General features: G+C 43.7%; 19 protein-coding genes. 8 read left to right on the top strand and 11 right to left on the bottom strand.

Annotated features, from left to right (window positions below):
- Position 1 precedes the first annotated feature (1 nt).
- Complete coding sequence (gene sppA / locus N186_RS00715) at positions 2-922, top strand: signal peptide peptidase SppA (protein WP_020961843.1); 921 nt, start codon at positions 2-4, stop codon at positions 920-922.
- Between the two features lie 16 nt (positions 923-938).
- Here the strand turns inward: sppA and N186_RS00720 are convergent, their stop codons facing one another.
- From N186_RS00720 to N186_RS00735, 4 genes are read right to left on the bottom strand one after another with little or no spacing between them, the layout of a single operon-like run.
- Positions 939-2351 carry a glycosyltransferase family 2 protein gene (locus tag N186_RS00720; RefSeq protein WP_020961844.1) on the bottom strand — a complete coding sequence of 471 codons (1413 nt, stop codon included), beginning with the start codon at positions 2349-2351 and terminating at the stop codon, positions 939-941.
- 26 nt (positions 2352-2377) lie between these two features.
- Entirely contained in the window at positions 2378-3040 is a 663-nt protein-coding gene (locus N186_RS00725; protein WP_052885489.1) for a hypothetical protein, read from the bottom strand.
- Position 3041: 1 nt separating this feature from the next.
- Complete coding sequence (locus N186_RS00730) at positions 3042-4373, bottom strand: hypothetical protein (protein ID WP_020961846.1); 1332 nt, start codon at positions 4371-4373, stop codon at positions 3042-3044.
- Positions 4374-4420: 47 nt separating this feature from the next.
- The gene (locus N186_RS00735; protein ID WP_020961847.1) at positions 4421-5302 is read right to left on the bottom strand and encodes a UTP--glucose-1-phosphate uridylyltransferase; all 882 of its coding nucleotides are present in this window, start codon (positions 5300-5302) and stop codon (positions 4421-4423) included.
- Between the two features lie 120 nt (positions 5303-5422).
- Between N186_RS00735 and N186_RS00740 the strand changes: the two genes are divergently transcribed.
- Genes N186_RS00740 through N186_RS00750 form a run of 3 tightly spaced genes read left to right on the top strand, consistent with a single transcriptional unit; the run spans position 5423 to position 8014 of the window.
- Positions 5423-5800 carry a class II SORL domain-containing protein gene (locus tag N186_RS00740; RefSeq protein WP_020961848.1) on the top strand — a complete coding sequence of 126 codons (378 nt, stop codon included), beginning with the start codon at positions 5423-5425 and terminating at the stop codon, positions 5798-5800.
- Positions 5801-5839: 39 nt separating this feature from the next.
- The gene (locus N186_RS00745; RefSeq protein WP_020961849.1) at positions 5840-7129 is read left to right on the top strand and encodes an MFS transporter; all 1290 of its coding nucleotides are present in this window, start codon (positions 5840-5842) and stop codon (positions 7127-7129) included.
- Between the two features lie 33 nt (positions 7130-7162).
- Positions 7163-8014 carry a DMT family transporter gene (locus tag N186_RS00750; RefSeq protein WP_020961850.1) on the top strand — a complete coding sequence of 284 codons (852 nt, stop codon included), beginning with the start codon at positions 7163-7165 and terminating at the stop codon, positions 8012-8014.
- Position 8015: 1 nt separating this feature from the next.
- Here the strand turns inward: N186_RS00750 and N186_RS00755 are convergent, their stop codons facing one another.
- The 4 genes from N186_RS00755 to N186_RS00770 all read right to left on the bottom strand — a co-directional run bounded on the left by N186_RS00755 (position 8016) and on the right by N186_RS00770 (position 10595).
- Positions 8016-8300 (bottom strand): hypothetical protein, encoded by a 285-nt coding sequence (locus N186_RS00755; RefSeq protein WP_020961851.1) that lies wholly within the window; start codon positions 8298-8300, stop codon positions 8016-8018.
- A gap of 30 nt (positions 8301-8330) precedes the next feature.
- A complete protein-coding gene (locus N186_RS00760) occupies positions 8331-9317 on the bottom strand; it encodes an asparagine synthetase A (RefSeq protein ID WP_020961852.1) in 987 nt (328 codons plus the stop codon).
- Positions 9318-9435: 118 nt separating this feature from the next.
- A complete protein-coding gene (locus N186_RS00765; RefSeq protein ID WP_020961853.1) occupies positions 9436-9849 on the bottom strand; it encodes a hypothetical protein in 414 nt (137 codons plus the stop codon).
- Between the two features lie 2 nt (positions 9850-9851).
- Positions 9852-10595, bottom strand: coding sequence for a cyclophilin-like fold protein (locus N186_RS00770; RefSeq protein WP_020961854.1), 744 nt, complete (start codon positions 10593-10595; stop codon positions 9852-9854).
- Positions 10596-10788: 193 nt separating this feature from the next.
- Between N186_RS00770 and N186_RS00775 the strand changes: the two genes are divergently transcribed.
- Positions 10789-11277 carry a ferritin gene (locus N186_RS00775; protein ID WP_020961855.1) on the top strand — a complete coding sequence of 163 codons (489 nt, stop codon included), beginning with the start codon at positions 10789-10791 and terminating at the stop codon, positions 11275-11277.
- Between the two features lie 23 nt (positions 11278-11300).
- Here N186_RS00775 and N186_RS00780 read toward each other — a convergent pair whose 3' ends face one another.
- Positions 11301-12287: a hypothetical protein gene (locus tag N186_RS00780; RefSeq protein ID WP_020961856.1), complete on the bottom strand. Its 987-nt coding sequence runs from the start codon at positions 12285-12287 to the stop codon at positions 11301-11303.
- A gap of 154 nt (positions 12288-12441) precedes the next feature.
- Between N186_RS00780 and N186_RS00785 the strand changes: the two genes are divergently transcribed.
- From N186_RS00785 to proC, 3 genes are all read left to right on the top strand, one after another.
- Positions 12442-13521, top strand: coding sequence for a dipeptide epimerase (locus N186_RS00785; protein WP_020961857.1), 1080 nt, complete (start codon positions 12442-12444; stop codon positions 13519-13521).
- A 53-nt stretch (positions 13522-13574) separates the two neighbouring features.
- Complete coding sequence (locus N186_RS00790) at positions 13575-14054, top strand: hypothetical protein (RefSeq protein WP_020961858.1); 480 nt, start codon at positions 13575-13577, stop codon at positions 14052-14054.
- Between the two features lie 76 nt (positions 14055-14130).
- Positions 14131-14970 carry a pyrroline-5-carboxylate reductase gene (proC, locus tag N186_RS00795; RefSeq protein WP_020961859.1) on the top strand — a complete coding sequence of 280 codons (840 nt, stop codon included), beginning with the start codon at positions 14131-14133 and terminating at the stop codon, positions 14968-14970.
- A gap of 20 nt (positions 14971-14990) precedes the next feature.
- On the opposite strand, the gene N186_RS00800 is transcribed toward proC, so the two are convergent.
- Positions 14991-15326, bottom strand: a complete 336-nt coding sequence (locus N186_RS00800) for a type II toxin-antitoxin system VapC family toxin (protein ID WP_240366742.1) — start codon at positions 15324-15326, stop codon at positions 14991-14993.
- Complete coding sequence (locus N186_RS00805) at positions 15323-15607, bottom strand: hypothetical protein (protein WP_020961861.1); 285 nt, start codon at positions 15605-15607, stop codon at positions 15323-15325. Before N186_RS00805 ends, N186_RS00800 begins: the two co-directional genes overlap by 4 nt.
- Positions 15608-15685: the final 78 nt, after the last annotated feature.

A 15685-nucleotide genomic window follows, 5' to 3' on the forward strand; every position in this document is an offset into this window, starting at 1 on the left:
AATGTCCGGCCTAAAGGAAAAGGTTTGGAGGAAACTTCCTCTAATAATAATCCTGACAGTAGTAATTCTGGGAGTTGTTCTGGCAGTGTTTTCCCAGAGACAACCATTCACTAGCCTACAGCCTTATGTTGCCCAGATAACAATAACGGGGACAATAGACTACTCTTCTTCCTCGATTCTAGGAACAACGACAGGAGTAGAGGAGTACATTAGACTCATAAAACAAGCAGAGGAAGACCCCCTAGCCAAGGCTGTCATCATAGTATTCGACTCCCCAGGCGGAACATTCACCGCGTCCGACGACCTTTACCAGGCCGTAAAGAGCCTGGCCTCAAAGAAACTTGTCGTGGCCTATGCTAAGGGCCTCATGGCTAGCGGCGCATACATGGCCGCACTCCCCGCAAAAGTTATCTTGGCTAGCCCAACTAGTGAAGTAGGATCAGTTGGCGTAATCATGACTGTTCTCAACGTTGAAAACCTTCTTGGAAAACTAGGTATAACCGTCTACACATTTAAGTCTGGAACACTCAAGGACATTGGGTCCCCTTACAGGAATATGACAGAGCAAGAAATAAAGATAATGAACGACTTTGTAAACTATTATTTCGAAATCTTCAAGGAAAGAGTGATAATGAATAGAGGAAAAGTCTCTGACGAAGTCTTCACGGGTCAACCGTTTACTCCAGTAAAAGCCAAAGAGGCAGGTCTAATAGATGACGTATGTACATATGAAGAAGCAGTCAACCGGACAAAGAGTTTAGCGGGTTTGCCCGAAGATGCGCCAGTAATAGAGCTTAAGCCGAGAACACCATCGCTCCTTGATATCCTGTTTGGCGCTTCTCAAGGGAGGAGCTCAATTACTATTCCAAGCATTCTTGTCTTGGCGATGTGGCCTCCACCAGTCGCAATCGTTTTACCTTAAAGAAGATTCGAATAGCTCAGGCGACTATTTTTTCTGCTCTAGCTAGGGTCCATAGAGATGCAGTGAAAAATGCAAGGGACAATGCCCCGATAATGGTATTCTGGTTTAGGACTGAGATGAAGAGGCTTAGGGTGCTCCATAGCAACATGTAGAAGGGATCTTTAGGCTTCTTTTCCTGTGTTTCTTTCTTTCCCTTCGGTGTCACTTCGTAACTGAGAGGGAGGCCAAGTAACCCTTTCAGGCTGTTCCAGGCAAGGGTAGGTGTAAGCGTTGTTAGTATGGCTGTGAATCTTCCGAGGTTTGTTATGGTTTGTTTTAGGCTGTATTTTTTCATGAGTCTCTGATAGAGATAATAGTATATAGGAAATATGAGAATGAAAGGCGACGACATGTATAGGATTTCTTCCAAGAACATGCCAAAAGTTATACGTTGTTCCAGTGCCCCTGCTATGGGTAAAAGGAGAAATGAAATAGAGACGGGGATTGTGAGAAGAGGCAGAGACATATAGGCGAGCATTTCTAGCCTCCTCCAAAAAGACAGCTTGTGGCTTTTAATGAGTTTTAAGGCGGATCTCCTCAAGACGTCACTCGTGCCATATGCCCATCTTTTTTGTTGCGTCTTGAACGCAGCAAGCGTCGAGGGGACAAGAATCCTCAGAGACAGTTCTCCAAGCAGATGTGTATCATAGCCGTTTAGGGCAAGCTTAACCCCCATCCATATATCGTCTTGAATTATGTTGTCTCCCCAGCCGCCCACATCTAAGACAACGTTTTTGTCATAAATTGTTCCAGAGCCTAGAGGAAAAACAAAAAGGCCCGCCTGGCTCCTCATTCTGTAGAGGAGATCCGAGCCAAAATCTGTGAAAAACTTTACCGCGTGTGCTAGACGCGTCCCTCTTGTAAAGTAACCTTCCCATGGTATTACACTTGCTCCCCCGTTTTGGAGCCCTGTACAAATTTTTGTGGCAATTTCTAGTGTTGGTTCAGCGTCGACGTCTAGTATCAAGAAATGAGTGGCAGTAACATTTTTTAGATAGTCATCTAGTGCGCCAGTTCTCCCGCCTCTACGGTCTGGCCTGTGGAATATGGATATGGGGAGGTCGTATCCCAGGGCTTCAGCTAGATTTCTTACGTAGTCGCTTGAGTCGTCTGAAAGTATAGTTAGGCGTGTGAAACAGGGGCTTGTCAGGAGGACTGCTGAGTTACGTCTTGTTTTTTCGACAACTAGTTCTATTGGCTCAGAATAGATTGGTACAACAGCTTCTAATGTGCCCCTAGAAGCCCTATGAATGTTGTTGTTTGCTTTGTTTCTTCTTCTGTTTGCAATAGCTAAAATAAGGGTCTCATACAAGAGGAGTAAAAGTATTGGAAATACTACCAAGAGCATGGCTATTGTGCTTAGAAGTGGTATCGCTGTGTAGCTTTCCATAGGCCATGTCACCACATAATAAATGGTTAGTCCTCGCTGGATACTGGCAGGTCTCTGTCTCTGGACTCTGCTATTTCTTTGGAGCGGAGAGTTCTCAGCAGGAGATCTATCTGTTCGCCGAAGAATGCCCACAGCGAAAAGACGCCTATAAGGAGGCCGATGCCTATAGCTATTCCAATCGCTAGTGCCAGCTTTATTTCGCTACTGAGTGCTGCAAGGTCGATGAGGAGCAGGGTTATGAGGAGAAGACTTAGCATTGTGAAGAATCTTTCAGTTTTCCTTTCTAGCCTCATAGATTTGACCAATGCGTCGATAATTACAAAGGTAAGCATTGATAATACCACTACGCTACCGACCCTGTATATGTAAGCTATTAGGTCCCGATATGCCTGCGTGTATTCTGGGACAAATATTCGAACCACAATTGCTGTGCTAGTGGCTATTACGCCTGCGTCTGCCAAGAAGATTATAAGGGAGTTTACCGGTATTCTTGTTCCTTCGGGGACAGCTCTCTTTACATAGTCTTCCAGCCTGCTTGTACGGACAAGCCAGTTAATTGCCTTGTTGAGAAGCTTTACAAAGAGGAGCGTTACAAAAATTACAAGCGTGGCGAGACCTGCCTTGGGAAAGAGTGACAAGATGTCTTCAAGGAGCTGACGGAGAAGCATAGTGATCTCTGCGTCCGACATGTCAACCACCGATTATTAGGAATGCTAGCTTATAAATTATATATAAGAGCAAAGCCAGTGTCATCAAGGTTACTGCTTCAAAGAATGTTTTGAGGAATTCTTTAGAGGCTTGAACCGTGAATGTGAAACCTGTGAGGCTAATAGAGTAGATTAGTCTGCTGAACTCGTACGCCTTTCTTCCTGGAATTATAGCGGTTTCAGGTATAGCAAGTAAGACTATTATGACAGCTAGGAACTTGATGATAGCTGACAAAATGAGCCCTGTAAATGGATCCTTGACAAATATGTATGCAACCATCGAGGCTATGAGCAATCCTGTATAGTTGCCGGCAACAAGAAATGCGGATGCCTTTATTCTTCCCATGCGTGCATTAACCTCAGCGAAAATCTGCATTGCGAGTAAGTTTGCAGCCATAAAGGTTAGAGATGTAAAGAACGATATCCCTACATGGGCATACGGGTAGCTGATAAATGGTATTAGTCCCGTCAGCAAAGTATTTGCAACTAGGCCAACCATATATGACTTGTAGCCCCTAAACAGGAATGAGCCAAGAGTGCCTCCAATGTTCCCCGTTACACTCAGGGCGAGAGCTATATAGATAGGGGCGCCTAAGCTCTTTAGAAAAGGAGTCCACGACAATCCCACTAAGTTGCTACCGGCCAGCATGAATGTGAGAACCAGAAAAGCCGAGTGTCCTCTTACAATTACTTCGACCGGCGTCTCCTGCTGTTTCTCTACTATTTGAGAGGGAAACTTTGGGACAAGTATGAAGGCGAGAGAGCTTCCCAGGCCAATAACAAATGCCGCAAAGTAGGATATAATGTAGCTTTGAGGGGGATTATAGACGTAGGAAACGAAGGTCATAAAGAGGGATCCAAGCAAGGAAGCAACTGCTCCAGCTGCTGATCTCCAGACTGAGACATTTATCACGTCTTGTATAGATGAGAAATATGAGTAGATTAGTGCTCCAATGAAAATGCTTACCACTGCTGAGATAAGGTTTCCAAGCATGTAGGTAAAGGATATCAGCTCTATGTTGCCCAAGAGGAAAGGCAAGAGGAACCATACAACTCTTTCAGTCACATGTGTAGTGAAGGCCAGGAATTTGAATTTCCTTGTAAGGCTGTCGGAATACCTGTACAATATCAATGATAGAATAGACCCGCTTAGGCCTGTGGGCAAGAGTATGAGTGCCATGTTTCCTAGGCTGTACCCGCTATACGAGATCATTGGGATAAAGAGACCCCTAGTTATTGAGACGTAGAATCCTCCTAGGAATGCTTCTACAACTAGGAGTACCTTAGCAATATTTTCTTCTGGCGAAGACGACACGTTAACTCATGTTCATGAATATTTATTAAAAGTTTTTAGGTTAGGAGTTAGAGGTCTAGGTTCTCTTGCAAGATGTTTTTCAAAGCTTCGGAACCCATATGGTGCTTCAGCGAAACCAAAATTGCTCTGAGGAAAGACTCCCAGTTTCCAACATCTACCCAGTCTGCCTCAGACTCATAAGCTATAAACTCTACGCCACTCTTGATCAAAAGCTGGATTGAATCTGTTATCTCGATTTCTCCCCGTGGACTTGGCTTCGTCTCTTCTATCGCTTTGAATATCTCGGGTGGAAAAATATACAAAGAGACATTTGCCAAGTTGGAGACAAATTCCTTTGGCTTCTCAACTATGCCTTTTACAAGGTAAACGAATTCCGCAACTTTATCCCCAACGATTACTCCGTATCTGCTTGGGTCTTTTACTTTTCTCACAGTTATGACTGGCTTTTTAGTCTGGCCATGCAAAGAGATAACTTTCTCCGTAACATTCTCTCCCACAAATATGTTGTCAGCAGCCGCGGCTAGGAAAAAATCGTCACCCACAAATCCCTTAGCCATGTATACTGCGTGCCCAGTTCCCCTAGGGATAGGCTGATTTACCCAGACGATAAATGACTTCTCTATTTTTTCATAGAAATCTTTTAACAGCTCTGCGTATTCATCTTTACCATTTCTTTCAAGGTATTCGACAAAGTCCCAATCAGGAGTAAAGTGGTCTTCTATTGCACGTTTACCCCGTCCAACAACAAAGCAGAATTCACGTATCCCTGCATCATATAGCTGTTCAAAAGCGACCTGTATTACTGGTTTAAGATACATTTTGCCGTTGAACCCATAGAAAATTGGTAGCATCTCCTTCGGCATCTCTTTGCTGTAGGGGACAAGCCTTGTCCCAAGACCTGCGGCAAGCAATACTCCTTTAGAAATCATACATGCCTCTGCCTAGACTCCAAATATATATGTATAACGTGTAGATACGCTACCCCATTTTCTATATTTTGGCAAGGGCTAAATTTTTATACCATACCTTAACTAAGAGATTTGACAAACATGGCAAAAAAGTTTGGAGACCTGATATATTCTCCGGAAGTTGCGGCAGGCGAAGCAGTCTCAAAGGTTGAAACCCACACACCAAAGATCGAGGCTCCCGACGAGGTCAAAGCTGGGGAACCATTCTACATTAAGATAAAGGTTGGGCCACATCCAAACACACTACAACACTCGATTAGGTGGATAGAGGTATACTTTGAAGAGGAGGGTAGAGCATTCAACCCTATAATGCTTTCGAGGATACATTTAGAGCCCGAGCTCGTAGAGCCAGAAGTTACACTCAAGCTTGTCCTAAAGAAGAGCGGAGTAATTTATGCCCTAGAATACTGCAACCTTCACGGTGTCTGGGAAGGCAGGAAAGCAATAACTGTAAAGTGAGCTAGTAAAAAATAATAATACTTTTTTTGCATTTATCTTGTGTTAACTAAAAAACAAAAATTTGTCTACGGGTTCGCACGCTTCGGCTCTACAATTTTCATGGGTCTCTACGACTTTGCGAGCTTCTATATCTACTGGCAGGTCTTCAAGCTAGACCCCGCCCTAGCGGGAATTATGGGAGCCGCTGGAAAAATCACTATAATGATCGCCAGCTACATTATTGGCTTTATTAGTGACTCTATATGGACGAGGCTTGGCAGGAGAAAGCCATTCATATTGACAGGGGCCCCCATGCTTGCTCTCTCTGGCTTCTTACACTTCACACCAATTTATTTTCTAACAAGTATAGACCAGTCTTCCTTGTTTTTGTGGGGTGTGGGGACAAGTGTCCTTTTCCACATCTTCTATGCGTGGCTTCTAACTCCGTATCAGGCTTGGCTTCCAGAGATTTCCGAGCCTCACGAAAGAATCGATATATCAATGATACAGAACTTGTCTAATATTTTTGGGCAAGTTGTCAGCACTGTAACAAGCTTCTCCGCCAAGATGCTCGTTGCTTCTGGGCTGTTAACGCCACTTATGGGTCTATATGCCCTCGTCCTGGTGGCATTGTTTACTCCTCAGGTCTTTATACTACCTGTCGAAAGGAAGACTGAGACTATAAGACCCTCTTTAAGAGACTTTCTTACAGTTTTTAGGTACCCTGAATATATGAAGTGGATGGGTGTCAGAGGGCTAATGTCTGCAAGTGTACAAATGCTTTCAATCTCTATTGTTGCTTATATAGAGTACGTAATAGGAGTCGAGAAAACCCTAGCTTCTGCATCCTTTGGATTAATCCTTGTATTATTCGTTGCAGGTGCTTTCCCATTATGGAGCAGGTTGGGCAAAACACGCGGGAAAGGTTATGCCCTTTCATTGGCCATAACTGTCTTAGTAGTCACACTTCTCTTGACGCCTGTCCCTCATTTTATTAATGAAACTGCTTTAAAGATACTTTTTGGATACCTCATTGTAGCTGTTGGCGCTGTAGCAGTCTCGGCCTACGTGTTGTTCCCATACGCTGTACTTGCTGACCTCGCACACTGGTATCAAGAAAGAACTGGCGAAAACAGGGCTGGGCTATTCACTGGATTCGAGGGGATACCGATAAACATTTTCGAGTCACTTGCATACTTGGTCACTGGTTATCTAATGAGTCTGCCAAACGTAAACGGCTACACAATGGGTCTGATCCTGTGGGGACCTATAGGTGCGTTCTTCGCCTTGATAGCTCTCTTGCTCTTAAAGAAAACAAACATTGATCCATTTCTTGCCAGGAATCGTTAAAGCTATATTTCTTTTTGTTTTTCTACATGTCTTGTGTACGGAGAGATACTTGCACTCATGGCTGCATTATCGTTCAGCGGGGCTGCGTTGCTCTATAGGGCAGGAGTAAAAAACAGCGACATCCACCCGCTTGTTTTGAGCGGTTTCCGCGGAATATTTGCACTTATGTTCATGCTGGTCGTCGCCCTGTTTTACCCAGTAAATCTAGCTAAGCCTCCAGTATTCTATTTAATAGTTGCAGTCTCCATGCTTGCCTCTTTTGTAGCCGGGGACTCTGCATTCTTGTATGGTCTCCAAAGAGCCCCCGTGAGCATAGTGTATCCAGTAGCCTATACTTTCTCTATTTCTACCTCTGTCTTCTCCCATTTTCTATTAAATGAAAACTTAGCAATGAAAGACATGCTTGCAGCAGTATTCATCATTGTTGGTGTTTTCTTTGTATATAGAGGCTCCAACTCCTACAAGTCCAACAGCCTCGTTGGGATACTTGCAGGACTAACCGCAAGCCTGTTCTGGGGGCTCGGCGTCTCGACTATGGGACTGGCACTGCACTGGGGGAGCTCTATAGAGGTAAATATCTCGAGGTTGACTTTGCTGATCCTGCTAACTTCGCCGCTCATCCTAAACAACAGAGAAAAGCTCAGAGAACAAGTAAAACTCTCTTATCTTGCTCTTGGAGGAATAATGGGTATAGGGATAGGCCCCTTACTCTTTATGAGCTCTATTGGGCTTATAGGCGCTTCTAGGTCAAGCATATTTATTTCTTCTACGCCGGCGCTGACGGTAGTCCTGTCAAATGTTTTCTTAAAAGAAAAGACCTCTGGAAAACTTCTTCTGGGAGCTCTACTCGTTTCAGTAGGTCTTCTTATTGTAAGCATAAAGTAGACTATTCCTTGGACAATTGAAGACTAAGTTTCTCACTTTTAAGGACGTGGTCTTCTTTGGACGCTTCTTCCTCATCAGACAACACTTTCACGAAGTAATACTCTGTTACCTTTGACTCTGCAATTATGTCACTTATCGATGACAATTTTTCATCGTAGGCAATCTCTATGACAGACCCGTAAACCTTTACAGACTTCACAGATGGTATCCTAAGGAAAAGGGCCTTGGAGGGGGCTACACAGCTCCCGCAACCTATACCCTTAACCTGTATACGTGCGAGACGCATAATTACAAAAAGATAAAGAGATAAAAATATTTAGAGTTCCAGAACTATTCCCGGCACCCTTGGGAAAAGCTGCAGTTCGCCTATATGTTCAATTCCGGTAACCCATAGGAGCAACCTCTCGACACCAATACCTGCGCCAGCGCTTGGGAGAAGCCTTCCCTCCTTTGCTAGGCTCAAAAGTACCTTGTAGTTTTCAAGCGGCACACCGTCCCTCTTCATTTTTGAAACTATCTTGTCATATTTGTATTCTCGTCTAGCTCCAGACAGAATTTCTCCCACTCTTGGAACATATAGGTCATAGTTGTCCCAGACGCCTGTCGCCTCGTCTTCATAGTCGTAGAATTCTCTTGGAATGTTAACTATCCAGAGGGGTTCTTTTAGTTCTTCTCGAAGGATGTCTGGCCACTTTTCACCATACTTCTCCTCAGCCTCACGGCTATCCATAACCTTGAAGGGGATGCTGAAACTCAAAAGGTCATATGTTCCTAGTTCTTTTAATTCACTTGAGAACCTAGCCCTTAGGAATGCAATATACTCTCTGAGTAGTTCCTCAACGAATTTCCTTACGTCGGCGGAGCTGGCTCCACGTATTTCGAAGTCTAGCTGTGTGAACTCGTAGCCATGTATGCCTGTGTTGAGTCTCTCCCTTTTTTCAATTCTGATGTTGGGGGAAAAGATAAAGATCCTGGGAGCTAGAAGAGAAACTAGTACCTGTTTGTGTACAATCATGCTATGGGTGGTTCTCACAGTTTCTCCATATATCTCGATCTCTATCCTTTTTTCGATACTGAAGTCGGGATCGGGCCAGAGGGGGTCTGTAGCTTTAGAGAGAATTACGGGCATTATCCACTCAAAACCCTTCTCGACAAAATATTCTGATAGGTAACGTAGGGTATGTGTCGTAATCCGTGTTGTTAGCCTTTTTCTCTCTATTTCCTCTGGGGAAAGCTCGTTGAGCTGCTTTATTTTAGACTCGTGGAGTTGCTTGAGAATTAATTTGGTTTGTTCCTTGGTCATAATTCATTTTTGAACCCTCTTTATAAAAACTCTTACGGGTATTTTTTTGAAAATATTGCAATAATTGTGACAAAAATCCTTAGATAAATGGAAAAAATTCACAGGAAAAATGACTCTTCTAGTGCTCGTGTTCGTGAACCTCTCCTGGTTCAGCAAGCTCAAACATTATATCCACGACTCTTGCAAATTCCTTTACTTCGAGAACACTCAGACCCTCGTCGCTCTTTATGACAATATATCCCTTGTCTTCGTATTCTTTACATTCGCTTTCTGTTTTACAGGTTGCTATCTCTTCGATTATGGCTACTATGGGCTCTATGCCTCCTGAGAGTAGCTTGTACATTTCGCATGGATCCTCTATAGCTGTTACAACTTCCTCTGCATGGTGTTCCTCTACTAGTTTCAGTATTTCCTCTGCTTTTTCTAGGGGACCAACACCTATAACTTGAACATTTTCTCCGAGGGAGTCCTTCAGCTTGTCATATATGTGTGGAGTTGCTGGGATATCTATGGCCCATATTACTTTTTTCATTTTTAGCTCACCAGCGACAAAACGTCTAGGACTTTCTGGTAATCTGTTATGAGTCTGTTTAGCTTGTCTATGAGGTCGTTTTCGTTTGATGCATATTCAGATAGTATAACAAAGCCTTCTTCGTTTATGTCTAGACGGCTCTTTATTAGGTGTGCCCTTATCCTAAGTTGCAAAGCCTCGTCTATGGCGGAGAAGTCTCTCTTGAATATGGGGTCGCTCTCAATTATGTAGCCAAATTTTTCAACAAATATTTCGAAGCCAATCCTTGTGTCCCTCTTCGTCGAGGCCCCAACTATGCTTACAACGTCCCTCCAGTTGCGTGGTGCAACTAGGTAGCCAGACTCACGTATCAATTTAACGAGCTTCTGCATGTCGGGTGGATATTCTTCGTCTCGGGGCACATCTACCTTAACCTCGGATCCATTTTCTATTTGTAAAACGTAGTGTTTTGGACCAAGGAACCATCCCAGGGGTATAACAGGTCCATACGGCTGGTTTGGGCCGGCAAATAGGCAGAGGGCTTTCCCCGGAGGCCAGTATGCAAGGCTACCGGCGACTATTCGAGAAGTGGTTGGTCCGCTTAGCTCGATGCCTGTTGAGAAGTAGATTTCTTCTTTCCATCTTTCAGCGACAGAACTTACTGGGAGATGTTTGCTCAGTATATCACCAAGATCTTCCTGTGAAATATGTCCAAGAATCTCCATTGATTCCCCGTTTTTTGAGCTAAACGTTATCCTGAGATACATATCATAGTAAGAAAAGTATGTACTTATTTACTTTGTGCAAGAAGAAAACAAGCAATTCAAAAGTGTAGATATGAAAAGCCTAACAACTAGTCTGTAGAACCAGCTAGTTTTAAATCTTTATTCTATAGGAACTGGGCATTTATTAAACCAGCAGGTTTATTATTGACCGATAACACTTAATTTAGGCGATAATATGAATGACCAAACTTTACCTTTAGAGTTTAACAAGCAAATGAACCAAGAATTAAGAAATGCCTATCTTTATTTTGCCATGGCTAGCTATTTTGACGGGTTGTCTCTTAAGGGATTCGCTAATTATTTTAAAGTGCAGGCTAGAGAAGAATTAGGCCATGCAATGAAGTTCTACGAATTTATTATTGATAGAGGTTGGAAAATAGAGATACAAGACATACCGAGGCCGAAATCTTCCTGGGGAAGTATCCTTGAGGCAGTTGAAGACTTCTTGGCGGCAGAGGTTGAAAACACAAAGCGTATTTGGAGACTTGTCGACTTAGCTAGAGAAAGTGGCGATAAGGCTGCAGAAAGTTTCCTGCAGTGGTTTGTAAATGAACAAGTAGAAGAAGAGAAAAACGCCAATGAGTTGCTGGCTATGTTGAAACTTACTAAGGAGCATCCAAGTGCTATATTTGCTCTTGAGAGGGTTCTTGCTGAGAGAAAATAGAGAATTCCCCAGTTTTTCATTTTTTAGTGTGGATTTTTCTTTTCTAGGTGTTGCTTAACAATGCTAAGCGTTGTCTTATTGAAGTAGCCTGAAGTTATAGCGTAGCTAAGAAGAGAGGGAACTAGATACCAGCTCCGAGGGCTCATATAGGCCATTTCTAGCGCCTTATCGAGGCCTTCTGCCCTTAAAGCTGTCTGGACGAGCAGTTCTTCAATGTCGTTGTTTAGTGTTAGGTTTTGTTGGAGATAATTCTTGGCTGAAACGTAGAGCTTCATTGATGCTGTATGCATCGATGCTTCTGCTAGGTTCCTAGCTACAAGCAATGATAGGAATGCATCTACTTCCGTAAGGACTGGGGAAAGCTTCTCGCATATTTTTTCTGCAAACAACTCGGAGCTGTACCTGTCAAACATGTAGTAGCTTTTTAGAAGCCTGGATATAGCCACTATTCTCCTAACGGTATTCTCTACTTTTTTTGTTGCCTCAATGGCTTCTCTTAAAAGAATTTCGACGCCAGGGTTCATTGCAGAGGCCTCGGCAAGCGTAGTAGCTCTTAGGTGCGGCTTAAGTTGTCTTGAGATAGCTAGAGCCTCTTCGATGTGCCCAAGGGTTGAGAGAGAAATAACTAGCCTTGAGCGGCCTTTCCAGCTAGCCTTAGGAAGCCACTCATATGCCTGGTTGACGTATTCCCTATGATTATATCCAAGCGCGTTGGCTGTTTCGGCAAGCCTCGAAAATACAAAGATTTTCCTTGAAGGGTTTAGGCTCTGCACCAGGGTTTCTAGCTCTGCCAAGTTGCGGTTCCAGAGCTCTGGAAGGTACGTCGGTGTCTCAGCTAGAAGGTATGCCTTTAGGTATAAATCCCTAAGCTTAGATAAGTGATCTTTCGGATCGTTACCGAAAAAAGTAAGAGAACGTATATACATTGCTTTTGCCAGCTCGCCTGTCTTTGTTTTGGGAACGCGTTTTACTAGGATCTCCAGATCAAACAAGTATTGTTGGATACTCATCGTCTTTTAATTTTGATTGATAAGTATACCCGTTTCTTGTGTCTTTGGGACACCTATAAACAAAATACAACCGTCATATGGGGTTAAGCTCTGCCAAGGAATGTTTACAAGGTCTAGGAAAAGATATATAGGGACTTAAACCTCTAATAGAAATGTGGAGATAGAGGCCTGGATTTCTGAGGTTCCGCTAGTTGAGCCTCTCCGAATAGCTCCTGGAACATCTTATACACAGCGTTCCATCATTATAAGGCTTCGCGACGGAGACCTAGAAGGGTGGGGTGAGGCTTGCCAGTCTCGAAGGGTGCTTGGAGAAACAATGGAAGACGCATTAGCTTCTCTCAAGAAAATTATCCCAGCAATCAAAAAGGCAAGCTATGAATCCATAGAGGCCATTCATGAGTTTACAGAGGGCTTAGACGCTACCCCATCTATAAAAGCCGCGCTAAACATTGCCTTGCTAGACATGTATTCCAAGAGCCAGAAGAGACCACTCTGGAAGCTTTTAGGCGGATACCGCGAAAGCCTTGTTACCGATGTTACTATAGGCATCATGGAGCCGGAAGAAATGGCCCAGAGAGCATTGAAGTTTGCAGAAAGAGATTTTACAATTTTCAAGCTAAAGCTTGGAGAAAACCCCGAGAAGGATATCGAGAGAGTAAAGAAGGTTAGAGATGCACTTGGAGAAGGGCCAACTATTAGGGTCGACGCGAACGAGGGCTGGAGATATGAGGATGCAGTTAGGGTGATAAACAGGATAGCTGACTACGAGGTCGAACTAGTCGAGCAACCATTGAGACACGACATGCTCCATGAGCTAAAGATGCTCAGGAGAGAGAGCCCTATACCCATAGCTCTCGACGAGAGCGTTCGCACGCCGGGCGAGGCTCTAAGAGCCGTGGAGGAAGACGCAGCAGACATAATAAACATAAAGCTCATGAAGAGCAGGGGAATAACGCCCGCGATAAGAATTATAGCTATAAGCGAGACTGCAGGGGTCAAAAACATGGTTGGATGTTTTTCCGAGACGCGTCTAGGAATAACTGCTACTGCGTATCTAGCACAGGCCTATAGGAACGTATACTATTACGACCTAGACTGCGACATACTCAGCATAGACCCCGTGTTTAGAGGCGGCTCGGAGCCGGAGGGACCAGTGAGGAGACCTTCACAGGGCTACGGCCTAGGTGTCACATTGCCAAACGAGGGTTATCTTAGACCAGCCAAGATTGTCTAATGCAGGATTATAAGAAGTTAGGTATATTATTATATTTTTACAATTATTTCTGTATGAGCGAAATATCTGAGGAGGTAAAAATCAGGGATTTAAAGCCATATAACGTCCTGGTTGCATGCTTCTTAGCAGGCTTCAGGGAAAATGGGGTTTTAAATTTCGGCATACTAAGAGGCGTCGCCGAGAATACTGGAAGAAAGATTTATGAAGCATATAGTGACGGGGTTCCCAAGGATCCCAAGTCTGCAGCTGAGTGGCTTCTAGCTAAACTAGAGATCTCAAAAGATAGCCACGTAGTAATAGATGGTAGTAATGTAAGGATTAGAATAAAATCTAGGTTTTGCCGGTACTGCCCGAAAGGTGTGGGCGGCTTAGAATTGCCAGGGGTTCTTTGTCCGTTCCCGGGACTTTTTAAAGGTTTTCTTGAGGGTGCGACCGGGATAGAGCTTGCCTATCCCCAGAATGGTTTATACAGGGATGAGGAGAAGTACTGCAATATCATATTATCATTCAAGGAGCCGTCAGAACAAAAATAAATACGTCACCATCAACATGTAAATTTTTTCGTTTTTGTCTCGAAAAATTTAAAAATCCTTTCTTTTTGGCTGACTCATGACATACAATCACCATAGCACCGTTGCTGTTCTCGGTTCAGGAAAAATAGGGCTCGCATTTGTGAAACAGATTCTGCAGAAGACATCCTATAGGGTCTACGCTACTGGAAGGAGAAGTGAAACGCTGAAAGCCGCCGAGAGCCTAGGCGCTCTAGCACTGAGGGATAACAATCTGGCTGTAAGAGAGAGCGGGATAGTAGTCATAGCTGTTAAGCCTTTCCATTTCCCGCAACTTTTATCAGAAGTCGAGCCTGAAAGCTGGAAGGGAAAAATAGTAGTCTCCCTAATGGCCGGCGTCAAGCTTGACACACTTAGGGCTGCGATTCCAGGCGCCCGTGTCTTTAGGGCTATGCCAAACCTCAATTCATATGTAGGTTTCTCATCTACTGCTGTGGCCGAGAACGGCTATGATGATACAAGCAGAACAGTGGAAGAGTTCCTGAAGATCTTCGGAAAGGTCTACTGGGTACCAGAAGAATATCTCGATATCTGGACTGGTCTAGCTGGTAGTGGCCCAGCTTTTATAGCGGAGATCATTGACGCGATGGCTATGGGGGCAGTTGCCGCTGGCATGCCCCGGGAACTCAGCTATGAAGCAGTGCTAGACGTTTTAGAGGGTACTGCGCGCCTACTCAGAAGCAGGCTCTACCAGCACCCGGGACAGCTTAGAGACGATGTGACTACGCCTGCGGGGACAACAATAAAGGGCCTGATGGTTCTGGAGAGCGGCGGCGTAAAAGCTGTATTGATGAAGATGGTTGAGGAGGCTTCTAGGAGGTCTCGCGAGATTGGCGAAGAGATAAACTTGAAAATTCTCGAAAAAATAAGACAAAGATGAATTTTTAAATGAGGAAAAATCTAGACGAATTTCTCGAGTATCATTTTGAAGGAGGGCTCTACTTCCCTTATCACAAGAAAATCTTCATCCATTGTTACTAGCTCTTCATTCCTGTTTAGACAAACTGCCGCAATAAGTAGATCTGAGGCTCCTAGAGGTTTTCCTATCACTCTAAGCCTTTTCTGTAGATGAACAGCCCTTAGTTGTTCAGCTCTTGTTGGAAAGTAAATCTCTCCATGAAAATTCTCGTAGTCAAGTATTGGCGGGTACTCGATTAGAGATACAACGGTTATGTTTTCCCATATTTCTAATCCTTTTTTGACCCTTGAAATCACAGAAGAAGTGTCGAGTATCAATATCCCACCTTGCTCAGCTTCTCTATTCTCCTTTTTTCTCTTTGCCTCAATAAAGACTGCAAAATGTCTTCTTCGAGTACGGCTTTTTCCTCTGTTGTCTTTATGTTCAACATTTCCATTAAAAGCAGTACTTCTTCTCGGGTTAAACCTTCTTTTTCGGCCTTTATTGAGAGAGCTTCGAGAGTAATGGCACGCCTAGCTATTTCGGACCAATTCACGTGTTTGTATTTTTTAATTAATTCGTAAAGCCAGTCTGGGACGCTAAGGGTTATATTTGCCATACATATTTCTGTGTATTATGTGTAATACGTGAATATAAAGTTACAGTTTCAATATCAGCAAAAAGACAGTCTGCGAAG

Origin of the sequence: Thermofilum adornatum (assembly GCF_000446015.1) — an archaeon.
GTDB classification, from domain to species: Archaea; Thermoproteota; Thermoprotei; order Thermofilales; family Thermofilaceae; genus Thermofilum; species Thermofilum adornatum.